This window comes from Acinetobacter sp. Brlt_5 (assembly GCF_051949055.1).
GTDB classification, from domain to species: Bacteria; Pseudomonadota; Gammaproteobacteria; order Pseudomonadales; family Moraxellaceae; genus Acinetobacter; species Acinetobacter indicus.
In genome coordinates, this window is record NZ_JAYJLP010000004.1 from 46,695 (window position 1) to 69,113 (window position 22,419).

Genomic DNA, 22,419 nt, shown 5'->3' on the forward strand with positions numbered 1-22,419 from the left:
AATCAAAATCTTATAAACCACCATCTCATCTTCATCCGGTTTTCTGTCACTGCTGTCATCTTTGATGACCCTGAAATATTACAAGCATAGCAAAACCCGGCCCATTTTTAGACCATCTCATGCTGCCATAGCTATATGACAATTTTATGAATCCTTACAATGATTTATTTATAATGATGTGTATATTTTCAAAATAAACCCATGAAAACGTATACTTTTTCAGCAAAGATGCCACAAAGTTCCGTTCCATCCCATCAATTGCGGAAAAAAGCAGTCGAACTCTGCTAAAATATTGCGCATTTCTGATTCATCAAAACAAGGGTTTTTTATGTCCACACTTGCCACCCTGAAAGAACTTCTTGCCAAAAGAATTTTAATTATCGATGGTGCGATGGGTACCATGATCCAACGCCATAAATTGGAAGAAGCTGATTATCGGGGTGAGCGTTTTGCTGACTGGGCATATGATCTGAAAGGCAATAACGACTTACTTGTGCTGACTCAGCCACAGATTATTCAAGGCATTCACGAAGCATATCTTGAAGCTGGTGCCGATATTATTGAAACCAATACCTTTAACGGTACCCGTGTTTCAATGTCTGATTATCACATGGAAGATCTGGTTCCTGAGATCAACCGTGAAGCAGCACGCCTGGCTAAAGAAGCTTGTGCAAAATACTCAACGCCTGAAAAACCACGTTTTGTGGCAGGTGTAATTGGTCCGACATCACGTACTACGTCGATTTCACCAAATGTAAATGACCCTGCCTTCCGTAATATCACTTTTGACGAATTGAAAGTGAATTACATCGAATCAACCAAGGCCTTGATTGAAGGCGGTGTCGATATCATCCTGATCGAAACCGTATTCGATACTTTAAACGCCAAAGCTGCGATCTTTGCAGTGAAGGAAGTATTTAAAGAACTAGGCACTGAATTGCCAATTATGATTTCTGGTACGATTACCGATGCGTCTGGTCGTACCTTGACTGGTCAAACTGCTGAAGCGTTCTGGAACTCAATGCGTCATGCAGAACCAATTTCGATTGGTTTTAACTGTGCCCTAGGTGCAGATGCCATGCGCCCACACGTAAAAACCGTGTCTGACGTTGCCGACACCTTCGTTTCTGCGCATCCTAACGCAGGCTTACCAAATGCCTTCGGTGGTTATGATGAAACTCCGGAAGAGACCGCAGCATTCATTAAAGAATTTGCGGAAAGTGGTCTGATCAATATTACTGGTGGTTGTTGTGGTACGACACCTGATCATATCCGTGCGATTGCTCAAGCAGTTGAAGGTATTGCGCCGCGTCAGATTCCAGAAATTGAGCCTGCATGTCGTTTAAGTGGTTTAGAACCATTTAACATTACCAAAGATTCATTGTTCGTGAACGTTGGTGAACGTACTAACGTGACCGGTTCAAAAAAATTCCTGCGTCTGATCAAAGAAGAAAACTTTGCAGAAGCTCTCGATGTTGCACGTCAACAGGTTGAAGCCGGTGCACAGATCATCGACATCAACATGGATGAAGGCATGCTCGACTCAGAAGGTGCGATGGTGCACTTCCTGAATCTGGTGACATCTGAACCAGATATTTCACGTGTGCCAATCATGATTGACTCATCTAAATGGGAAATCATTGAAGCTGGTCTGAAATGTGTTCAAGGTAAAGCCGTTGTTAACTCGATTTCCCTGAAAGAAGGTTATGACGAATTTGTAGAACGTGCCCGCCTCTGCCGTCAATACGGTGCAGCCGTGATTGTGATGGCATTTGATGAAAATGGTCAGGCCGATACTGCGGAACGTAAAAAAGAAATCTGTAAACGTTCTTATGACGTATTGGTAAATGAAGTTGGCTTCCCGTCTGAAGACATCATCTTTGACCCGAATGTGTTCGCGGTAGCAACCGGTATCGAAGAACACAACAACTATGCTGTCGATTTCATCGAAGCAACTGGCTGGATTAAACAGAACCTGCCAAATGCGATGATCTCTGGCGGTATCTCGAACGTATCTTTCTCATTCCGTGGTAATGAGCCAGTACGTGAAGCGATCCATGCGGTGTTCCTATACTATGGTATCCAGCAAGGTCTGACTATGGGTATCGTAAATGCCGGTCAGCTGGCGATTTATGATGACATCGACAAAGACCTGAAAGATGCGGTTGAAGATGTGATCCTGAACCGTAATCAGGGTGAAAGCGGTAATGAAGCAACTGAAAAATTGCTGGAAATAGCTGAAAAATACCGTGGTCAAGGTGGTGCACAAAAAGCTGAAGAAAACCTGGAATGGCGTAATGAAAGCGTTGAAAAGCGTCTTGAATATGCGTTGGTTAAAGGTATCACCACTTATATCGATCAAGATACTGAAGAAGCTCGCCTAAAAGCCGTTCGCCCACTCGACGTGATCGAAGGTCCATTGATGGCCGGTATGAATGTGGTCGGTGACCTGTTTGGTGCTGGTAAGATGTTCCTGCCACAGGTGGTGAAATCTGCACGTGTGATGAAGCAAGCTGTGGCCTGGTTAAACCCGTTTATTGAGGCGGAAAAAACCCAAGGCGAAGCCAAAGGTAAAATCTTGCTTGCAACAGTAAAAGGCGATGTCCATGACATCGGTAAAAACATCGTGGGTGTGGTACTTGGCTGTAACGGTTATGACATTGTTGACCTTGGCGTAATGGTGCCATGTGAGAAGATTTTACAAACAGCGATTGACGAGAAAGTCGACATCATCGGTCTATCTGGTTTGATCACACCTAGCTTAGATGAAATGGTCTTTGTTGCCAAAGAAATGCAACGTAAAGGCTTTAACATTCCACTGATGATTGGTGGTGCGACCACATCGAAAGCACATACTGCGGTGAAGATTGCTCCGCAATATCAAAATGATGGTGTGTTCTATACTGCCGATGCATCTCGTGCTGTAGGTGTGACCACACAATTACTTTCTGTTGAAATGAAACCACAATTGATGGCGGACTATGCAGCAGATTATGAAAAAATCCGTACCCGTCTTGCCAACAAGCAGCCAAAAGCAGCAAAACTGTCTTATGCTGAATCAGTTGAAAATGGTTTCAAAATCGACTTCGACAAGAATGCACCAGTAAAACCAAACTTCATTGGTTCTAAAACATTCACTAACTATCCTTTAGAAACCTTGGTGGAATACTTTGACTGGACACCGTTCTTTATTTCATGGAGCCTAGCGGGTAAATTCCCGAGAATCCTGGAAGATGAAGTGGTGGGTGAAGCCGCGCGTGACTTGTATGAACAAGCACAAGCAATGCTCAAAGATATTATTGAGAATAAACGTTTCGATGCTCGTGCGACGTTTAGCATTTATCCTGCAAACCGTGTCGCAGCGGATACCGTTGCGGTGACTGATGAAAATGGCAATGTAACACACAGCTTCGAGCACCTTCGTCAGCAGTCTGACAAAGTAACCGGTAAAGCGAACTACTCTTTGGCTGACTTTATTGCACCAAAAGATGTGGCTCAGGATTACTTGGGTGGCTTTACGGTTTCAATCTTTGGTGCGGAAGAACTTTCGCAAGAATACAAAGCCAAAGGCGATGACTATAACGCAATTATGGTTCAAGCCTTGGGTGACCGTTTTGCTGAAGCTTTTGCCGAGCATTTACATGAACGTATCCGTAAAGAGTTCTGGGGCTATCAGGCCAATGAACAACTGTCGAATGAAGAGCTGATTAAAGAGAAATATGTCGGGATTCGTCCGGCGCCGGGCTACCCTGCTTGTCCTGAACATTCTGAAAAAGCACCACTATTTGACTGGTTAGGTTCAACTGACAAGATTGGTACGCAACTGACCAGCAGTTTTGCGATGTGGCCGCCATCATCAGTCAGTGGTTTTTACTACGCCAACCCTGAAACTGAATACTTTAACGTGGGTAAAATCTCTGGCGATCAGCTTGAAGATTATGCGAAGCGTAAAGGTTGGACCTTGGATGAGGCGAAACGTTGGTTAGCGCCGAATTTGGATGATTCGATTTCTTAAGAATCTCTCTAGTCCTCTTTATTAAAGGGGGAACTAAAAATCCCCCTAAATCCCCCTTTTTCAAAGGGGGACTTTGTCATGTGATTAAATGAATTACGAATCCAAAACCACCATCAAATTCGCGTAAAGTTCCCCCTCTGCCTCTCAGGAGAGGGTCAGGGAGAGGTATTTAAAACAAAGCGCCAGAAAAGTTGAAGGAGAGGCCCTTTCCTCATTCATACTGTTGCAAATAACGCTCTAGCTCTTCCTGAACCAGCACCGCTGCATGCTTCTGAATTTGCATTTGACTTAACAGTCCTTCCGAATCAACCACCACCACACGATGTCCATCTTGCTGCAAACGCTCTACTCCTTCAAACAGCATCCGTGCACCCACATCATGAATTAAGGTGAGGTTGGTCAGATCGAGTACAATCGTCGTATCACCCGGTGGCTCTTCCTGTAAATTGCGCAGCAACATTTCTGACTCGGTAAACTGCAACACTCCGCGCAGTTCATAGACGCGAACATCATCATTTTTGCCAGCCCAATAACAGCTTTGAATAATGGTTTGTGCGGAAGGCGTCCCTTCCATCAGATGCAGGCCCATATCGGCAGATAAGCGCTCGAAAATATCAATCCCGCGGACACTGTTGCCATGTTCATCTACACGCGGTGAAAATACCGCAATACCGACCTGCCCCGGCAGTACGCCAATAATCCCGCCAGACACGCCACTTTTGGCCGGAATCCCCACCGTGGTGAGCCAGTCTCCGGCAGCATCATACATACCACAACTGAGCATCACGCTTAACACCTGCCGCACCACTGCCCGATCCAGCAAACACTCACCCGTTTTCGGATGCAGGCCACCATTGGCCAAGACACGGGCGATGTGCGCCAAATCCTTAACCGTGACCTTAATTGCGCACTGCTGGATATATCCATTTACAATTTCGACCGGGTCAGTGTCCAGTGCACCGACAGTACGCAGCATATAGCCAATCGACAGATTCCGGAATGCAGTCTTCATTTCGGAGGTATAGACCTGCTCATCAAAACTTAATTCCCGTCCGGCCAGTTCACTTAAAAAACGGCGCAGCTGCTCGGCCCGTGAAATGCCAGCCGTAGTTTGAATTAATGAATGGGTGGTAATCGCCCCCGAGTTGATCATCGGGTTTTTCGGAATATTCAGTTCTTTATCTAGGGAAATCTGGTTAAAGGCTTCTCCGGAGGGTTCAACGCCTACTTTTTGCAAAACTTCTTCAATGCCCAACTGCTCCAGCACCAGTGCATAGGCAAAGGGTTTGGACATGGACTGGATGGTAAATTCATGACCATCATCACCGCTGGAATAGATCATGCCATCTGCGGTGGACAGGGCCAGCGCCAGCTTGTTAGGATCAGCCTGTGCCAGTTCCGGAATATAATCGGCCAGCTGCCCGCCCACATTGCGCTGACATTGTGACAAAACATGCTTTAAATAATCTGGAACAGGCGTTTGCATAGGGTGGGTCCTTCTTTGGGCATTATCATTGTTGTAGATGGCAACTTTATTTTATACCGCAAGCCGGCACGTTTTGGCCCGGCAGTTACAGCATCGCTACACGCATCGCTTTTCTAAATCTTCTTGATTCAATTATGCGTTCAAGATTGTGCACTTTTTTAGATCACTGTCTGGGAGAAGCTGCTATGATGGCGCGATTTTTTGACTTACCTGCAATTTGTTCATGTTAGCCGAAAATTTCTCCCTCTACAGTGCGCTAATCCCGCTGTTTATGATGGCCTTTGGCAGCGTCATTCTGCTGCTGCGGCTGTTCCAACCGATTCCCACCTATTTTCTGTGGTATGCCGCATCGACCTTGTGTACGGGTCTGGCCGTACTGATCATTACCGTGGTCTCCGCCCAAATGTTGCCGACCTTTAGCTTTATTCCGTCCACGCTGCTGTTTATCAGCTGTGCGATGTTCACCCATGCCATTCATTTACGGCTGAATGTCACCACGCGCTGGGCATTTCTGCTGGTGCTAATTGCCATTGCCGAGTCAATTTATGTGTATTTTTCGGTGTTTGATGAGCAATATGCACAGCGGATGCTGGTGCTGACCATCACCATTACCCTGATTTTTTCGCATAATTTAAAGGCTTTATATCAGGTCAAGCTCAAGCAGAAACTGGATCGCCTGTTACGCCTGTCACTGTTGCTGTTAAGTGCGGTGATTGCGCTGCGCACCCTGTATCTGTTTGTGGTATTACAGCCGACCAACCAGATTTTAAGTAACAACTTGGTCGCTGCCGGCACCCAGCTGATTATTCTCTGCCTGAGCCTGCTGATGGCCGGGCTGCTGTTTCATAGTGCCTATCAGGATATTTTCCAGCAGCTGCAAAAAGAACGGAATCTTGATCCATTAACCGGCTTGCTGAATCGCCGGGCGCTGGAGGAACGCCTGAAACGCTTAAAACAGCACAGCCGTTCCAAGCAGAATGCGATTATTCTGTGTGATCTGGACTTTTTTAAGCAGATTAATGATCAATATGGCCATAAGGTTGGCGATGTCGCGCTACAGCATGTCACCGAAATTATCAGCAAAGCGGTACGCAAATACGATGAAATCTGCCGGATGGGCGGTGAAGAATTTCTGATTTTACTGCAAGATGCCCCGCCGGATATCGCAATTCAGGTGGCAGAACAGATTCGCAGCAGCATTGAAACCACGCCACTGATTCAGAGTGGTCAGGTCATTTCAATGACCGGCAGTTTCGGCATCAACTTTTTCCAGCACTTTGATGAGTTTTCTCAGGCTGCGCAGCAGGCCGATTTACTGCTGTATCAGGCCAAAAATCTGGGCCGCAACCAGCTGTACTGGCAACAATAATAATCATCGAAACACGCAGACTTTTATAACTATTAGTTTATTTTTCCCAAATAAAGTTTGATTATTCATAGCTATAGCTCTTCTTTAAAATTACGGTTCCTGTTTTTAGTCCAGTCAGAAGATACGCATGGATGCTACTCCCCGTTTAAGCCGCGAAGACAAACGCACACTTGGCCTGTCCTCACTCGGCGGGGCACTCGAATTTTATGACTTTGTCATTTATGTCTTTTACGCCAAAATTATTTCCGATCTGTTTTTTCCAAGCACCCTCAGTCCATTTTGGGCTATGCTGAATACCTACGGGATTTTTGCAGCCGGTTATTTCTTCCGTCCACTCGGCGGTGTAGTGATGGCGCATTTTGGCGATTTAATTGGCCGTAAACGCCTGTTTAGCCTGTCGATTTTATTGATGGCTCTACCCACGCTATTTATTGGCATCATGCCGACCTTTGAAAGCATTGGTTATGCCGCGCCATTATTGTTACTGCTAATGCGCGTGGTACAAGGTATTGCCATTGGTGGTGAAATTCCTGCGGCCTGGACCTTTGTTTCCGAGCATGTGCCAGAAAAAAGAATTGGTTTTGCCAATGGTCTGCTGACCGCCGGCTTATCCTTGGGGATTTTACTCGGTGCGTTAATGTCGCTGTTTATTTCACTGCAATTTACTGCAGCCGAAATTCAGGACTGGGCATGGCGTATTCCGTTTATTGTTGGTGGGATTTTTGGTCTGGTAGCGCTGTATTTACGCAGTTATTTACATGAAACCCCGGTATTTAAAGCCATGCAGGCACGCAAGGAACTGGCCAAGGAATTACCGGTGAAACAGGTGCTGGCGCAGCATCGTAGCGGTGTGGTGATGGGCATGTTCTTTACCTGGTTCCTGACCGCCTGTGTGGTGGTGCTAATTTTGGCCATGCCAAACCTGCTGGTCGGTGCATTTGGTTTTGACCGCGCCGATGCCTTTAAAATGCAAAGTGCCGCCATTGTCATGCAGATGATTGGCTGTATTGTGGCCGGGCTACTGGCCGACCGTTTTGGTGCTGGTCGCGTTATTTTATTTGGTTCCCTGCTGGTCGCTGCAATTGCCTCGCTGTTCTATAACAGCCTGGGTCATGTTGAAGCATCAACAATCTTTATGCTGTATATGCTCTTGGGTCTGGCATCAGGGACAGTTGGCATGGTGTCATATAGCATGGTGAAAATGTTCCCGGCACAAATCCGTTTTTCCGGTATTTCATTTTCTTATAACGTGGCCTATGCCATTGCCGGTGGCATTACCTTACCGCTGGTGCAGTGGCTAAGCCTGTATAGCAATATTGGCGCGCTATATTATATCTGGGTGGTCTGTCTGGTGGCGTTTATGACCGCCTGGTTTTATCAGCAACGCTTTGAGCGTGCCCGCCCTTCGGTTTAATCCACCTCAAAACAAAAAAGCCCGGCTTCATCCGGGCTTTTATCCAAAGATGTTCAGATTTTAGCTTTTTAAATTCTTCTTGAGTTCATCTTCAACAATATTAATCTCTACTTCGCTAAAGCGGCGAATTTCACCTTCTGCATGTTTTTCCAGCATCCCGCCAATTAATGGCACTTTCACTTTTACTGTCCAGTTCAGCTGGATCTGAACCTGCTGATCATTGCCCGTCACCGAACGTGCGCAGCGGGCCTCTAAGGGTAAGTTCGCACCTAAATCAATGGTCGAGGTCAATGCACTCAGATTGGTGACATCGGTGCGCTTTAAACGAAAAGCATCTTTTAGCAGTTTTTTGGCGATGTCTGGAATATTCACATCTAGGTTATAGGCACGGCGCAAGGTGTAAATATCACCTTGGATCTGTGATTCCAGAATCTCCAGATTTTCTCCCGGAATACGTTTGCACACATTTTCATGTAATGCAGTATTTGCAGCCAGCTGTTTGAATTCGCTCAATGAAACACCCTGAATGGTGGCATTGACAGTAAATTGATGCGCCATAGTTGATCCCTGATTTTGTCTTTTTCTTCGGTCTTGTTCTTGGTGGGGAACCTGCTGTTGCAGCCGGTTCATCGCCTGTTTATTTAAAAGAATTCTACACGCGCTGTCATTGGCTGAATGTGGTCGGATTGTTCTGGTGTCGGCCATATTCAATCCGCAGCATCTCACCGGCATCAATCCGGACAAAACAGTCCAGATAATCAATCCAGGCATAAAACTGTTCAGCGCCATCATCCAGTCCGGTCACCGACCAGCGAATGCCGGCCGGAAACTGCTCAAGCCAGCCCGACTGATAAAAATCAGCAACTGAATCAAAATGCAGGCCCTCGGCAGCGGCCTGTTGCAGACGCTGTGCCACCTGTTCAAACCTGGCCTGTTGCTGCTGGCGAAAATCAATCAGCATGGCTTATCTCATCCTGCTTTTATTGCTGTTTATTTCTATCGCTGTTTATTTTAAACCTTCTGGCCGATGAACGCGCCAGTTTTGACACTGCCCCTCCGCAACATTCAAACTAGAGCCAGTCTAAAAATATACGAGTTCAGGATGAACACCACCACCTCTGCTATCCACACATCGCCGCCTGAGATCCGCAGCGTTACTTTCCCGGCCAGCGATGGTTATCTGCTGACCGGCACCTGTTATACCCCGCCGCAGGTTAAGGCGCAGCTGCTGGTGGCCTGTGCAACCGGTGTGCCGCAAGCCTTTTATCGCCGCTTTGCCGAGTACATGAGCCAATATCAGTATCAGGTACTGTGTTTTGATTATCGGGGTGTGACCAAATCGGCACCGAAACGGCTGAAAGGCTTTCAGATGTCTTATCTGGATTGGGGCAAACTGGATCTGGCCGGTGCGATTGCCTATTTTAAACGTGAGCAGATGCCGCTATTTATGGTCGGTCATTCCTATGGCGGACAAGCGCTCGGATTGGCACCGAATCATGCGCAGGTCACGGCACTGTACTGTTTTGGTACCGGCGCCGGCTGGCATGGCTATATGCCACTGAAAGAAAAAATTAAAGTGCAATTTGTCTGGAACCTGATTTTCCCGCCAATGGTGGCCCTGGCCGGTTATTTGCCATGGAGCAAGCTGAATATGGGCGCGGACCTGCCGCTGGGCGTGTATCAGGAATGGCGTAAATGGTGTAAAAATCCGACCTACTTTTTTGGTGATCCGGCACAACAGGCGCTGTTTGAATGTTATGCACAGGTCAAAACCCCAATTTATGCCGCTTCTTCACTGGATGATGACTGGGCCTTACCCAATTCCCGGTATGCCTTTATGCAGCATTATTGCAATGCCTCAGTGAAAATGATCAACCTGAGTCCGCAGCAGTTTGGCTTAAGCCAGATTGGACATATGGGCTATTTCCGCCAAGGCGCAGAACAAATCTGGGATCAGGTGGCGGCCACGTTTGACCTATATCTGCCATCCGATGCAAACACCGAAGCGAGCATTTCACCGTAATCAGGACGGTAAAGACAGGCGCTGCTGGGTTTCACGGCCCTCCCGATCCACATGGGTGATAAAAATACCGTACTGGCTCACGTAGTATTCCAGCGACTGCTCATAGAAGGTCCAGTAAATGGTCCATTCGCCCAGATCGGTATCTGCAATCCGGGTCTGGGTTTTGGCCGGCATTTTACGCAACACCTGTTCCTGCAGCATTGGGCCATCATCTTTATGCTGTACAGCTGGTGCGTCCTGCATAAAGATGCCCGCTACATCATCAAACAGCTGCTGTTCATAGGCAGCGACTTCCTCAATCACCTCTTCGACCGGTCGCGGGCATTTCTGGCTAATCGGGCCTTGTACCATATTGCAATAGGCGGCCTGATGTTTCTGAAAGGTACGATTAATTCTGATTTTGATCATGACTTTCCACAGCGCATAAAAGGCCAGAAAAATCAGGAGGATTGCCAGTATTTTTGCCATAAGCCCGCTTACCTCAATGGTTCGGTTCTCATTTCCCAGCGTTTGGTCTCGTTTCTCTTATCTCAGCGCTGGATCATGCATGAAAATAAGGGTGACTCCATGTGCTCATCAAGATGACCCAATCGCATCTGCGCTGCCAAACTGCTGTCTTTTTATTCATTTTGACACAAAACAGTATCAATCCCCCAATAAAAAATTCTCACAACACCTAAAAAACTGCGTAAATCACAACAAGATTGTCATTTTGTTGAGGGTTTATTTACATTCAAATAGGTGCTTGTTTATGCCTTTACCAACACAATGATTAGATCCGCTCGAATTCAAGATGTCCCGAGCCTTATTCGCGTTTTGCACGACAGTATCCGATCCTGTAGCCTCGATCATCAACATCGTGAAATCAAGATTCAACGCCTGCTCGAAAATAAAAATCAGGAAAATCTGCTGTTACTGATGCACTATAACAACTGCTGGGTGTATGAGCTGCAGCATCAGGTGGTCGGTTTTATTCTGGCCAGCGATCAGGGTGAAGTTTTAATGAATTATGTCGCGCCCGATGTCCAGCAGCGTGGCATTGGCAAACTGCTGCTCAATGAAGTGCTGCATTATTATCAGCAACGCCAAATGAAACGGATTGTGCTGGCCAGTACCCGTACTGCGCTACCCTTTTATCAAAAATATGGCTTTCAGATTCAGCCGCAGGCAATTGAGCCTGTTTTACATATTCCTTTGGTCAAATATCTGGACTAAAGATTTTTCACTGGCTTAATGCCCGGCAATCCTGTACTGATCCCGGCCGGCTTCTTTGGCCAGATACAGCTGCTGATCGGCCGCTTTCATAAATTCCAGTACACTGGCATAGGGCTGCTTGCCAGTCATCCAGGCCACGCCCATACTGACCGTGACATAGTTTTTCGCATCCTGACGGGCAATGTGCTGTATCTGCTCGGCACGAACCGCCTGTAATACCTGCACCATCATCGGCTCTAATAAGGCAATCGGGACATTATGCAGTATCAAGGCAAATTCTTCACCACCATAACGCGCTACATAGGCATTTTTAGGCAAGGCACGATTCAAGATCAGCACCAGCTGCTGCAAAACCAGATCTCCTTTCAGGTGGCCATAATGGTCGTTATATTTTTTAAAATAATCGACATCCAGCATCACAAACGCCAGGGTATGTTCAGGCTGCTGACAGGTCTGCTCAAAACGTAGCAGGATTTCATCATTCAAGGCACGGCGGTTATAGGCGCCAGTCAGCGCATCAATTTTTACCTGCAACTCCAGCTTGGCATTTAACTGGCTTAACTGGGCGGTACGCTCCTTGACTTTAACATCCAGCGAATTATTCAGGCTCAGCAAACGGTTATTCAGTTTTTCAATATAGGCCGTATCACGCGCATAGTTACGTGCCTGCTGCAGCATAATCAGCAAGGCATACAGACTGGTAGAAATAAACGATAAAGGAATTGATTCAATCAGGTTTAAGGCCAGCAGCAGATCATGAATAAAGCTGCCAAACAGCAGCACTACCGCACATACGGTTAATTTGGAATAGCTCAGTTTCTGCCGCAAAGTTTCGGCAAAACCGTAGATAAAATTGATCAGCACCAGCAGGCTGAATAAAGAACTCCATAACGCCAGCTGTTCCAGCACCATCGGCGGTGCCCACAATGCAGCGACCAGATTAATGGCAATAAGCAGCAGCGCAGCACAATATACCCACCGATGCAAATAACGCTGGTTAAACAGGAACATATAGCTCAAGAAAAATAAAATGGCCAGAAAACTGAACAGATATTGCAGCCGCAGTCCCCAGATCCAGTTAATGTCGGTAAAGGCGGTATAGGCATACGGGGCTGCGAACAGGTTGTGCAGCGCCAAAAACACAATAAAAATGCCAAATACAAACATACTTTGTGCATTCGGCGACATCACCCCACGGAAAAAGGAAAAGACCAGGGTAAACAGCCCAATCCCGAGCACCCCGCCGCTGATCATGGCCACACTCATCATCAGGCGCTGGTATTGATAGTTTATGGTGCGGCTGAGTCCGATTTTTATTGAATGTTCCAGCCCGCCCCTGGAGTTCTGGAAACTGGAGGCCTGAATCGCCAGGGTAAAAGATTCACTGTCAGCAATAAAATGAGCAAGACGATGACCATTGCCGTTTTCATGGCGGGCAGCATCAGGACCGGCTTCCCCCACACGTGCCAGCGGCTCACCATTTAAATACACCCGGTAGGCACCTTGCTGGCTGGGCATCCAGATCGCAATGCGGCGACCGACAAATTCTTTTGGCAGCTGAAAATGCCCAATAAATGTGCCATAGCCTTCCATTTGGCCGGTCAGTTGCTGAAAAGAAGCCGGTAGATGTACCCGTTCTGCAGTCAGTACTGCACTGGGCTGTTGAATAAACTGCTGATTGTAAAACAGCCATGAGCCATCCAAATTGGTACTGGAACGTTCACTAAACTGCAGGGTCGTAATCAGCTGCTGCTGATAATAGGAGTCTGGTGAGGAATCATAATGTGCTCGTGCCGAAGCAAGACTGAGTGCACACAGACACAGCCAGGCCATCAACAGGAAAGAAATCCGAAAGTACGCGCGCTGTTCCAATAAAATGATAATCCCTGCAGACATTGGAAAGGAATGATTTTAATGTACTGTGTATTGAAGGGCTTTCAAGTTACTTTTTGCACTATTTTTGCACAAGCCGACCAGAGACATCCTGTTCTCTGGTCAGGGAATGTGGAAGGCTTATTCGTCGCGGGTTTTCACGTCAAATAATTCAATTTCAAAAATCAGGTTGGAATTGGCCGGAATAATATTGCCAATTTTACGCTCGCCATATGCCAGATGAGATGGCACGATCAGCTTGCGCTTACCACCAACTTTCATCCCGAGAATGCCCTGATCCCAACCTTTAATCACACGGCCGGTACCAATCACGGTTTCAAAATAGTTACCGCGGTCAATGGAAGAGTCGAACTTGGTACCATCTTCCAGCCAGCCGGTATAGTGAGTGGTAATTAAAGCGCCTTTGACCGCTTCTTTGCCCTCACCCACTTTTAAATCAATAATTTCTAATTCTTTTGACATGCGCCTGCTCTCTTCAACCAAATCAATTGTGCATGAGTATAAAAGGAATTGATGACAGCTGCATAATTTAGGCCGCTAAATTGCAGCCGTTTATTGACCTGACACCACAGCAGCAACCGGATGGGTTACTGCAACTGTTCCCATTCAATCACAGCCTGGGCCTGATCGCCAATTAAGGTCCATTCGCCATCCATCACATTTAACTGTAGCTGCATGGTACGTTCACACAGTTTCTGAATTGCTTCGGTGGTGGCGGTAGACAGTTTCCAGACCTGAACATTTTTCAGGGTTTTCAGCTTGCTGGAGCGTTTATACCAGTCATCGACATTGCTGCCATAGGCCACCACCGCCACCTGTTGGCAACGGGCGCTGGCTTTTTTGACCTTGTCTTCATCCGGGCAGCCGACTTCAATCCAGTTTATTAGCTGACCTGTGAGATCTTTTTGCCACAGCGCCGGCTCATCGGTTTCAAACAGGTCTTTGGTGAATTCCAGTGCCTCATCGGCATAGCGGGCAAATGCCAGAATACGCACCATCAGGCGCTCGATGGTTTCAGACGGATGCAAGGCCATGGTGAGCTGATAGTCACCATATTGATGCACATCCATATTGGCAATATTTAAATCTGCTTTATAAATTGTTGCTTTAAGCGCCATACACGTGATCCTCAAATTTGGCGCCTAGCATATCGGATTTTGCTGCCCCGTGCTGAACAGATTCTAGGCAGTATTGTCAATGCGACAGGCCAGCAGCTGTTCCTCAAACGCGCTCCAGTCCCGGGCATGACGATAAATCAGCTCGATCCGGTTATCGGTATTTTCGGACGATGACTGATAGTTAAATTGCTGCGGATTGAAATTAAAGGTTTTCCAGCCCTGATTGGTGTGAAAAATTGCTTTAATCCGTAACCAGTCCTGCTGTTCACAGAGCAGATCCAGCAATGCATAAAAGTCAAATTGCCAGCGCCGGGAAAATTTCCAGCCGGCCACCGAATACCCCTGCGCCGTTTCCACATAATGATAGGGCAACTGTTTAATTTCCGGCAGCTCTGCCTGTGCCGGCAGTGTGCGTTGCAGCTGCAATAAAGGCTGGATTTTACGCTGGATGCCGACATGGGCCAGATCAATTTCAGCCAATGGCAGCTGACCGTTTTCAGCAGCTAGCCAGCGCGGTGCATAGGCCTGATATTCCTGTTTTAATTTTTCCAGGCCCTGTTCATCTGCCGGCTGCATCTGATCCGGATGTGAAATCACAATAATCTGGGCGGCTTTTAACTGGTCGGTATACAGGTTTTGCTGGGTCCAGTCGGCATCGTGCAAACGTGAACCATCCACCACCGTGACCAAGGCGCGCATGTCCAGATGGCTGTGCCAGTGCGGTTCGGTCAGCTGTTCCAGCAATTGCAGCGGATGGCCCAATCCGGTGGGTTCAATAAACAGCCGGTCGGGCTTGGCTTCATCCAGTAAGCGTGACAAGGCAATCTGCATTGATAACTGGCTGCTGCAACATAAACAGCCACCGAGCAGTTCCTTAATTTCAAAACCGTCACTTTGCGGCAAAATCTGCTGGTCGATGCCGATCTGGCCAAATTCGTTCATCAACACCGCCCAGACTTCCTGCTCCGGCTTTTGACGCAGCAATTGCTGTAACAGCGTGGTTTTCCCGGCTCCCAGAAAACCGGAAATAATATGGGTTGGAACGGCGCGTGTCGGTGCAATCAGTTTCACAGGTCTACTCTTTGGCTGGGCAACGTTTGCATGCTATGCAAGATTGCCATGTGGTTCAAGCCAGCACTGCAGCTTTCTGGCTGAGATTTTTTCAGCTTGAGCCAGAAAATGCACCTACCTTTGCTATCTTTTAGAAAAATTTAATTACATTTATCTGCCTGCAGTTTTTCTCCGTAACGCTGCAATATCGGCGGCAATGTAATTTTATTTATCCCGGCATGGGGATAACTCTGGCCATCTCCTCTGCAAGTTCGCCAATTTTAGATGCAAAAAACGGTAAATTCTTACCCAATTGCTACATTTTCTTCATTCATGTAGAGCCAATGTTAAGCAGATTTTTTGCTTTGTTGCTTCGATTGCTCAATCTCCCACTGCGGCATAGCATGAAGCCTGTCCTCGATGCAGGTGATGTGCATACGAGGTCAACTCTAAAATGAATATTGAAGGATGCCCAAAATGAAATTAACTCAAATTTTACTTGCGACCACGTTTGCGGCTGCTACCGCAACCACTTTTGCTGCACCGGCAGCACCAGCGAATACCCAAACTGAAGACAAAGTGATTGTCAGCACCCAGGAGCAGCCAGCAGCAGCGGCCAATGCCGGGGCAGCAGATCAGCCTGCGTCTGAAGCCGTATCAAGCGATGAAAAAGAGAAAACTGCACGTTAAGAGTTGCCATACTGTGCGTTGCTATCTTTGATGGCAGCACCGTATTAAATACCATTGTGTGAAGGTGGAACCGCTTTGATGCGGTTTCACTTTTTTATGGAAATGGTCTTTTTACTATAGAAATAAATGATCGTAACATCATCCTGAATGATCGTATTTTTATTATAAATATTCATCTAATCAACAAATTATAAAAATCATCTTATTTACTATCCTCTACAGTCGACCTCTGTTTCCACTATGGCATAACTTGTTGAATCCCAGCCTTTCACCGTTAATGGACGTTAATCTGACGTGATGGATGGACCTCGCGATGAACACAACAAACTATACAACTGAAGTGGCAATTTTGGGTGCCGGTCCGGTCGGCTTAACCATCGCCAATTATTTAAGCAAACAAGGTATTCAGGTGATGGTAGTGGAACAGCTGGATCGCCCGATTGATTACCCACGCGCCATCGGGATTGATGATGAATCGTTGCGGACCATTCAATCTTTAGGTCTGGTCGATCAGGTCTTGCCGCATACCACGCCCAATCATGCCATGCGCTTTCTTACCCCAAAAGGCCGCTGCTTTGCCGATATTCAACCGCTGACCCGCGAATTTGGTTTCTCGCGCCGCAATGCCTTTATCCAGCCGCAGGTCGATCAGGTGCTGTTAAACGGCTTGACCCAATATGAACAGACCCAAGTGCTTTTTTCCCGGGAACTGACCGAGTTTCGTCAAGATGCAAGTGGCGTGACGCTCAAACTGCATACCCGTGAGGGTCAGCAGGAATTGATTCAGGCACAATATCTGATTGCCTGCGATGGCGGCAATTCTCTGGTACGCCGTCGTCTGAATATTGCCTTTGATGGTAAAACAGCTCCGAACCAGTGGATTGTGATTGATATTGATAATGACCCACTGGCCACGCCGCATATTTATCTGTGCTGTGACCCGGTGCGTCCTTATGTGTCCGCCGCCCTGCCGCATGGCATCCGCCGTTTCGAATTTATGGTGATGCCGGGCGAAACCCAAGAAGAACTAAGCAAACCGGAAAATATCGCCAAGTTACTGTCTAAAGTCTTGCCAATCACCGATGGTATCGAGGTCATTCGCCAGCGCGTCTATACCCACAATGCGCGTATTGCCGAAAAATTCCGTGTTGACCGGATTTTACTGGCCGGCGATGCAGCACATATTATGCCGGTGTGGCAGGGTCAGGGCTATAACAGCGGCATGCGTGATGCCTTTAACCTGGCCTGGAAAATGGCGCTGGTGATTCAGGGCAAAGCCGCTGCCGAGCTGCTCGATTCATACCAGATTGAACGTAAAGACCATGCCAAAGCCATGATTGATTTATCGGTGATGGCCGGGCATGTGCTGGCGCCGCCAAAACAATGGCACGGTATTGTCCGTGATGGTATTTCTTATGTGCTGAATTACATCAAGCCAATCAAACAGTATTTGCTGGAAATGCGCTTTAAGCCGATGCCGAAATATCAGGATGGCGCCCTGTTGCCACAAACCGATAAATACTCGCCGGTCGGTAAAATGTTTATTCAGCCGCAGGTACAACTGGCCTCAGGTGAAACGGTGCTGCTGGATGACGTACTGGGCAATGATTTTGCGATTATCGCCTGGGGGGTTGATCCAAAATGGGGACTGTCTGACAGCAGCATGCAGCAATGGCAGAAACTGGGGGTGAAATTTATTCAGGTAATTCCTGCGGTGCAGCTCAAACATCCACAGCCGAAACACTCTGCAGATGTGATTACCATTGGTGATCTGGGCACAGAAATTCGCAGCTGGTTTGGCAAAACCACAGGCTCGGTGGTAATTTTACGCCCTGACCGTTTCGTTGCGGCGCTGGCAATTCCGCAAACCCTGGAAAGTACCAGTCAGCAACTGTTCCAGAAACTGCATGCCTAATAAGATGAACCCTTCAAAAAACCACGCTCAGGCGTGGTTTTTTGCTATTCGCGCTCATGTTCATGCCGCTGTTTCAATGCTGATCTAGCTGCTGAAACCAGATCACCTGACTTAAGGATGGCCGCTGCGCCATCCATTGCAGATACGGCCGGAATTCTTCCAAATAAGGAATGGCCTTCAGAGCAATGGCATAGGCCAGCCAGTACGCCAGATACAAATCTGCGGCACTCATACGCTCACCGAGCAAATAGGGGTTGGCCTGCTGCAGTCCCTGTTTTAAAAACGCCATCAGATCTTCCGGCAATCCCATCCCTAAACCGCGTTTATGCTGTTCGAGCTGGGCCTGACTGATCTGGAAATTGCTCAAGTCAATCCATTCGGTTAATGGGCCATGACAGAAAAATAGCCATTTGAAATAGGCGCCGCGCTGCGGATCATCCAGGGCCGGGGCCAAACCTTGTTCAAAGAAATGATCAGCCAGATAGGCAAAAATTGCCGGGGTTTCACTAATAAAAACCGGGCCATCGACCAGTAGCGGCACTTTGCCCAAAGGATTTATGGCCCGATACTCTGGCTGTTGCAGATCTTCCCAACTGACCTGAATAATCTCGATCTGATCCTGAATCTGCAGCTCCTGTAATAGCGGCATTAGGGTCTGACCACGTGATTGAGGATGCGTATACAGTTGCATGTGGAGTTCCTCGACAGTGCATCAATGCTTATATTTTAATCCTGCTGTCCGGCGAGAAACGCTGTTGATTTGTGTCCATCTTTAACGGCTTCACCAATTTTAAAAAACCGGCTGCGCCGATATGCAGTTAGGCGTAACACACGCTTTAGCCAAAATCCATATAAAACTGCGCTTTTAACACTTTTAAAATCAGCTCAATCGCTTCGCTGCGATGTTGTTTGCGATAGCTGGCATAGAGGCCAATCATCGGCAGTGGTTCCAATGTGTTTTTCACCACAATTTTATCGCCAAGTAGCGGAATCACATAAGCGGGCACCAGACTCCAGCCGACGCCCATCCCGACCAGATTAACGTTCATCAGAATATTGGTGGAATGCTGCACCACATGAATCTCCAGCCTAGACTGCTTTAAAAAGTCCTGAATAATTTTGTACAGCTGCGGTGAGGCGTGCTCATCACTAATCACAAAATCCTGCTGCTGAAAACTTTTGATGCTGATATGTTTTAAGCTGGCCGCCGGAGAATCTTTCGGCACAATCAGGGTCAGTGGTTCATCAAAAATCTGGATTGACTCAAACGCTCCCGATTCATCTGGATAGCGGGTAAAAGCAATATCAATTTCCGCCCGACTTAAGGCCTTAAACTGCTCGGCATCCGGCAGGCTATGAAAATGGATTTTTAAATTGGGAAACTGGGCACGAATATTCGGCATGATATAAGGAAACACTTTCATTTCGGCCACCGGCACAAAGCCGATATTCAACTGTGGTTTTTGCGCCTGTGCCACTTGCCGCGCTTCCTGAATAGCTTTGTCGGCATAGTCCAGACACAAACGCGCCTGCTTTAAAAAGGCCTCGCCTTCTGGAGTCAGTTCTACTTTACGGTTGGAACGCAGCAATAACTGCACCCCGACCTCCTGTTCCAGATCTTTAATTTGCTGGCTTAAAGATGGCTGCACGGTATACATTCTGGCTGCGGCCCGGGTAAAGTTCAGCTCTTCTGCCACCGCAACAAAATAACGTAAATGTCTTAATTCCATGTTGAAGCCTCTTAGGGAGCCTGACGCAAGGTTGGTGTGACCATGGCTTTGTAAAGCAGCAAGGTCAACAGCACCAGCACGGCGCAGAGTAAATAGGTCAGCTGGAAGCCCATCCAGGCAATCAGGATGCCCATCAGCACGGAACCGAGTGCCAGCCCCAGATCAAACAGGGTAAAGAACGTTGAAATCGCATGACCCATGCGCTGTTTATTGACCGTTTGAATGGCCACGGTTTGCAGACACGGAAACAAGGTGCCGTAGCCAATACCAATAAACACCGCCGACAGCCATAAAATCCACGGATTAGATAAAAAGCTGACAATCACCAGTCCCATGGCAAAACACACAAAGGACGGATACATCACCGCACTTGGACCTTTACGATCATAACGCTTGCCGACCCACGGCCGCACCACAATCATGGACACAGCAAAGACCACAAAGAACAGACTGGTATAGGCCAATAACTGCTTGGCTTCACTATAGGCGGTAATAAAACTGATCACACTGGAATAGGCCAAGGCAGTCAGCATCGCCACCAGCCCTACCGGAATGACCCGGGTTTCGACAATATCATGCAGGCTCAGCCGGGGTTTCATGGCAGATGGATCGGGCGGATTGGCCGGTTTGACCCGATCATCCTGTAATTTCAGGCTAAGGCAGAACAGAAAACCCATCGCCATAATCACCGCCAGCACGGCAAACAGCACCCGAAAACTGGTGAACTGGATGGTGGTTAAGGCAATTAAAGGCCCAAAGACTACGCCCAAATTGGTCGACATCACAAAATAGCCAATACCCTCGCCTTTACGCGCTTCTGGAATAAAGTCGTTGGCCACCGGTACCGCCACCGTGGTTAAAATACTGAACCAGATGCCATGTAAAAAACGCACCAGCAGCAGGCTCCACATGCTGTCAATCCAGATATAGCAAAAGGCAAACAGCACAAAGCACAGCTCAGAACCACGAAAAGACAGTTTCTTGCCCAGCTTTTCCACGATTAAACCGGAAAACGGCCGGATGGCAATCGAGGACACCAGAAACAGGGTCAGAGCCAAACCGGCTTCTTTGACCGTGCCGCCCAGATCATTCATGATATAAATTGGTAATACGGCCAGCAGAGCAAAATAATAAACAAACAGAAACAGGTTATTGAAAAGACACAGAATAAATGCACGATTCCATAATGCAGCAGAACTTTGAGCAGACATAGGCTTAGCGCTCCTGCGCATCAATAAGCGGCTGAACCCGGACTGGTGCCAGCACCATCTCAATCAGCTGCTGAATATAGTCGGCATCGGGCATCCGGTTAAAGAAAATAATTTGGTAATGAATCGGTGCATATAGCGTGTCGAGCATCAGTTCAAACGGATACTGCGCCACAATTTCGCCACGCTGAATCGCCAGCTGAATCAGCTTGCGCATCTGTTCACGCCGTGGCAGCAAATATTCACGAAAAAATGCTGCGGCAGTTTCACGCTGCTCGGCCATCACCACCAGTACCGCCCGCCCAACCTGATGGTTCAGCGCCTGACTCAGCTTAAACAATTGCTGGGTCAGGTTAAACTGCAAAGACTGGCTAAAGTCGAGTTCAAAAATCGAGGCGGTTTGCAGCTTAAAGGCATCGAACACCAGTTCGGATTTATGTTTCCACCAGCGGTAGATGGTCGATTTCCCCACACCGGCCCGCGTGGCAATATCCTCAATGGTCAGATGGCTATAGTCATACTCTGCCAGTGCCTCGACCACAGCATTTAAAATACATTGCTGCCGCCGTGATGATTTTTCAATTTCCATACCTAGCCCAAAACGAAACGATACGTATCGTTTTATAATAAGCCAGTTGGTGCCGGCTGGCGAGTGATTCTTTTGTCGTCTGGTATGAAAAAATTTGGCAATAAAAAAAGACCTGAAATTTCAGGTCTTTCTTCAACACAGTGAAAGTCAGACTTAAATCGACTTCTTGTAAATACTGCAAGATGGATGAGTACCTTCCTGTAAACGCGCCACTTTACGCTGTTCTGCCGCTTCAAAACGGCAGCGTTTCCAGTCATTGTCCAGATTTAAGGCCGGCACCTGTTTGGGTTTGCCCTGCTCATCAACTGCGACCATGGTAAAATAGCAACTGTTGGTATGACGCACGGTGCGTTTTTGAATGTTCTGCGCTTCGACGCGAATGCCAATTTCCATGGAAGTACGGCCTACATGGTTCACACTGGCCAGGAAAGTCACCAACTCGCCGACATGAATTGGTTCCTTAAAGTTCACTTTATCTACCGAAAGTGTCACCACATAGCTGCCTGAATAACGGCTGGCACAGGCATAAGCCACCTGATCCAGTAATTTTAGAATTGTTCCCCCATGAACATTACCGGAAAAGTTTGCCATATCTGGCGTCATTAACACCGACATGGTTAATTCAGATTGATCTTCTAAGATGGGTTTAAGCTGATCTAATGGGGACATCTTGTTTTCGGCTCTTATAAAAGACAGGATATGTG

The 22,419-nt window shown here is 47.4% G+C and carries 20 protein-coding genes; 7 read left to right on the plus strand and 13 right to left on the minus strand.

Features of this window, described 5'->3' with window-relative positions:
• Positions 1-328: 328 nt before the first annotated feature.
• The gene (metH, locus tag VF685_RS04260; RefSeq protein ID WP_127799473.1) at positions 329-4,015 is read left to right on the plus strand and encodes a methionine synthase; all 3,687 of its coding nucleotides are present in this window, start codon (positions 329-331) and stop codon (positions 4,013-4,015) included.
• 211 nt (positions 4,016-4,226) lie between these two features.
• On the opposite strand, the gene VF685_RS04265 is transcribed toward metH, so the two are convergent.
• Positions 4,227-5,501 carry a glutaminase gene (locus VF685_RS04265; protein ID WP_127799475.1) on the minus strand — a complete coding sequence of 425 codons (1,275 nt, stop codon included), beginning with the start codon at positions 5,499-5,501 and terminating at the stop codon, positions 4,227-4,229.
• Positions 5,502-5,724: 223 nt separating this feature from the next.
• Between VF685_RS04265 and VF685_RS04270 the strand changes: the two genes are divergently transcribed.
• Both VF685_RS04270 and VF685_RS04275 read left to right on the plus strand, forming a co-directional pair.
• Positions 5,725-6,870, plus strand: coding sequence for a GGDEF domain-containing protein (locus VF685_RS04270; RefSeq protein ID WP_286384854.1), 1,146 nt, complete (start codon positions 5,725-5,727; stop codon positions 6,868-6,870).
• Between the two features lie 127 nt (positions 6,871-6,997).
• Entirely contained in the window at positions 6,998-8,284 is a 1,287-nt protein-coding gene (locus tag VF685_RS04275) for an MFS transporter (protein ID WP_104471176.1), read from the plus strand.
• Positions 8,285-8,344: 60 nt separating this feature from the next.
• Here VF685_RS04275 and VF685_RS04280 read toward each other — a convergent pair whose 3' ends face one another.
• Both VF685_RS04280 and VF685_RS04285 read right to left on the minus strand, forming a co-directional pair.
• Complete coding sequence (locus VF685_RS04280) at positions 8,345-8,842, minus strand: DUF2505 family protein (RefSeq protein ID WP_016659309.1); 498 nt, start codon at positions 8,840-8,842, stop codon at positions 8,345-8,347.
• Positions 8,843-8,948: 106 nt separating this feature from the next.
• On the minus strand, positions 8,949-9,245 hold the full coding sequence (locus tag VF685_RS04285; protein ID WP_127799479.1) for a hypothetical protein: 297 nt from the start codon (positions 9,243-9,245) through the stop codon (positions 8,949-8,951).
• Between the two features lie 141 nt (positions 9,246-9,386).
• Between VF685_RS04285 and VF685_RS04290 the strand changes: the two genes are divergently transcribed.
• Entirely contained in the window at positions 9,387-10,307 is a 921-nt protein-coding gene (locus VF685_RS04290) for an alpha/beta hydrolase family protein (protein WP_286384853.1), read from the plus strand.
• Here the strand turns inward: VF685_RS04290 and VF685_RS04295 are convergent, their stop codons facing one another.
• The gene (locus VF685_RS04295; RefSeq protein ID WP_163141482.1) at positions 10,308-10,775 is read right to left on the minus strand and encodes a hypothetical protein; all 468 of its coding nucleotides are present in this window, start codon (positions 10,773-10,775) and stop codon (positions 10,308-10,310) included. It lies immediately after the preceding gene.
• Positions 10,776-11,075: 300 nt separating this feature from the next.
• On the opposite strand from VF685_RS04295, the gene VF685_RS04300 reads away from it, so the two are divergent.
• The gene (locus VF685_RS04300) at positions 11,076-11,522 is read left to right on the plus strand and encodes a GNAT family N-acetyltransferase (RefSeq protein WP_045796254.1); all 447 of its coding nucleotides are present in this window, start codon (positions 11,076-11,078) and stop codon (positions 11,520-11,522) included.
• A gap of 15 nt (positions 11,523-11,537) precedes the next feature.
• Here VF685_RS04300 and VF685_RS04305 read toward each other — a convergent pair whose 3' ends face one another.
• From VF685_RS04305 to VF685_RS04320, 4 genes are all read right to left on the minus strand, one after another.
• Positions 11,538-13,418 carry a sensor domain-containing diguanylate cyclase gene (locus VF685_RS04305; RefSeq protein ID WP_163170309.1) on the minus strand — a complete coding sequence of 627 codons (1,881 nt, stop codon included), beginning with the start codon at positions 13,416-13,418 and terminating at the stop codon, positions 11,538-11,540.
• A gap of 117 nt (positions 13,419-13,535) precedes the next feature.
• Positions 13,536-13,877, minus strand: a complete 342-nt coding sequence (locus tag VF685_RS04310; RefSeq protein WP_005179461.1) for an FKBP-type peptidyl-prolyl cis-trans isomerase — start codon at positions 13,875-13,877, stop codon at positions 13,536-13,538.
• 125 nt (positions 13,878-14,002) lie between these two features.
• Entirely contained in the window at positions 14,003-14,533 is a 531-nt protein-coding gene (locus VF685_RS04315) for a YaeQ family protein (RefSeq protein ID WP_163170310.1), read from the minus strand.
• 63 nt (positions 14,534-14,596) lie between these two features.
• Entirely contained in the window at positions 14,597-15,604 is a 1,008-nt protein-coding gene (locus tag VF685_RS04320) for a CobW family GTP-binding protein (protein WP_440203561.1), read from the minus strand.
• Positions 15,605-16,060: 456 nt separating this feature from the next.
• Here VF685_RS04320 and VF685_RS04325 point away from each other — a divergent pair, with 456 nt between their 5' ends.
• Both VF685_RS04325 and VF685_RS04330 read left to right on the plus strand, forming a co-directional pair.
• Positions 16,061-16,273, plus strand: a complete 213-nt coding sequence (locus VF685_RS04325) for a hypothetical protein (RefSeq protein ID WP_104488708.1) — start codon at positions 16,061-16,063, stop codon at positions 16,271-16,273.
• A gap of 313 nt (positions 16,274-16,586) precedes the next feature.
• A complete protein-coding gene (locus VF685_RS04330) occupies positions 16,587-18,188 on the plus strand; it encodes a bifunctional 3-(3-hydroxy-phenyl)propionate/3-hydroxycinnamic acid hydroxylase (protein ID WP_286384852.1) in 1,602 nt (533 codons plus the stop codon).
• A gap of 73 nt (positions 18,189-18,261) precedes the next feature.
• On the opposite strand, the gene VF685_RS04335 is transcribed toward VF685_RS04330, so the two are convergent.
• From VF685_RS04335 to VF685_RS04355, 5 genes are all read right to left on the minus strand, one after another.
• A complete protein-coding gene (locus VF685_RS04335) occupies positions 18,262-18,879 on the minus strand; it encodes a glutathione S-transferase family protein (protein WP_163141473.1) in 618 nt (205 codons plus the stop codon).
• 145 nt (positions 18,880-19,024) lie between these two features.
• A complete protein-coding gene (locus tag VF685_RS04340) occupies positions 19,025-19,918 on the minus strand; it encodes a LysR substrate-binding domain-containing protein (protein ID WP_127798574.1) in 894 nt (297 codons plus the stop codon).
• An 11-nt stretch (positions 19,919-19,929) separates the two neighbouring features.
• Positions 19,930-21,129 carry an MFS transporter gene (locus tag VF685_RS04345; protein ID WP_163145563.1) on the minus strand — a complete coding sequence of 400 codons (1,200 nt, stop codon included), beginning with the start codon at positions 21,127-21,129 and terminating at the stop codon, positions 19,930-19,932.
• A 4-nt stretch (positions 21,130-21,133) separates the two neighbouring features.
• Positions 21,134-21,715 carry a TetR/AcrR family transcriptional regulator gene (locus tag VF685_RS04350; RefSeq protein ID WP_286384851.1) on the minus strand — a complete coding sequence of 194 codons (582 nt, stop codon included), beginning with the start codon at positions 21,713-21,715 and terminating at the stop codon, positions 21,134-21,136.
• 153 nt (positions 21,716-21,868) lie between these two features.
• Positions 21,869-22,384, minus strand: coding sequence for an acyl-CoA thioesterase (locus VF685_RS04355; protein ID WP_005179490.1), 516 nt, complete (start codon positions 22,382-22,384; stop codon positions 21,869-21,871).
• Between the last annotated feature and the right edge of the window lie 35 nt (positions 22,385-22,419).

Bases quoted from the DNA above. Each gene is read 5' to 3' on its own strand.
- metH (WP_127799473.1), top strand. From the start codon at position 329: ATGTCCACACTTGCCACCCTGAAAGAACTTCTTGCCAAAAGAATTTTA.
- VF685_RS04265 (WP_127799475.1), bottom strand. From the start codon at position 5,501: ATGCAAACGCCTGTTCCAGATTATTTAAAGCATGTTTTGTCACAATGT.
- VF685_RS04270 (WP_286384854.1), top strand. From the start codon at position 5,725: ATGTTAGCCGAAAATTTCTCCCTCTACAGTGCGCTAATCCCGCTGTTT.
- VF685_RS04275 (WP_104471176.1), top strand. From the start codon at position 6,998: ATGGATGCTACTCCCCGTTTAAGCCGCGAAGACAAACGCACACTTGGC.
- VF685_RS04280 (WP_016659309.1), bottom strand. From the start codon at position 8,842: ATGGCGCATCAATTTACTGTCAATGCCACCATTCAGGGTGTTTCATTG.
- VF685_RS04285 (WP_127799479.1), bottom strand. From the start codon at position 9,245: ATGCTGATTGATTTTCGCCAGCAGCAACAGGCCAGGTTTGAACAGGTG.
- VF685_RS04290 (WP_286384853.1), top strand. From the start codon at position 9,387: ATGAACACCACCACCTCTGCTATCCACACATCGCCGCCTGAGATCCGC.
- VF685_RS04295 (WP_163141482.1), bottom strand. From the start codon at position 10,775: ATGGCAAAAATACTGGCAATCCTCCTGATTTTTCTGGCCTTTTATGCG.
- VF685_RS04300 (WP_045796254.1), top strand. From the start codon at position 11,076: ATGATTAGATCCGCTCGAATTCAAGATGTCCCGAGCCTTATTCGCGTT.
- VF685_RS04305 (WP_163170309.1), bottom strand. From the start codon at position 13,418: ATGTCTGCAGGGATTATCATTTTATTGGAACAGCGCGCGTACTTTCGG.
- VF685_RS04310 (WP_005179461.1), bottom strand. From the start codon at position 13,877: ATGTCAAAAGAATTAGAAATTATTGATTTAAAAGTGGGTGAGGGCAAA.
- VF685_RS04315 (WP_163170310.1), bottom strand. From the start codon at position 14,533: ATGGCGCTTAAAGCAACAATTTATAAAGCAGATTTAAATATTGCCAAT.
- VF685_RS04325 (WP_104488708.1), top strand. From the start codon at position 16,061: ATGAAATTAACTCAAATTTTACTTGCGACCACGTTTGCGGCTGCTACC.
- VF685_RS04330 (WP_286384852.1), top strand. From the start codon at position 16,587: ATGAACACAACAAACTATACAACTGAAGTGGCAATTTTGGGTGCCGGT.
- VF685_RS04335 (WP_163141473.1), bottom strand. From the start codon at position 18,879: ATGCAACTGTATACGCATCCTCAATCACGTGGTCAGACCCTAATGCCG.
- VF685_RS04340 (WP_127798574.1), bottom strand. From the start codon at position 19,918: ATGGAATTAAGACATTTACGTTATTTTGTTGCGGTGGCAGAAGAGCTG.
- VF685_RS04345 (WP_163145563.1), bottom strand. From the start codon at position 21,129: ATGTCTGCTCAAAGTTCTGCTGCATTATGGAATCGTGCATTTATTCTG.
- VF685_RS04350 (WP_286384851.1), bottom strand. From the start codon at position 21,715: ATGGAAATTGAAAAATCATCACGGCGGCAGCAATGTATTTTAAATGCT.
- VF685_RS04355 (WP_005179490.1), bottom strand. From the start codon at position 22,384: ATGTCCCCATTAGATCAGCTTAAACCCATCTTAGAAGATCAATCTGAA.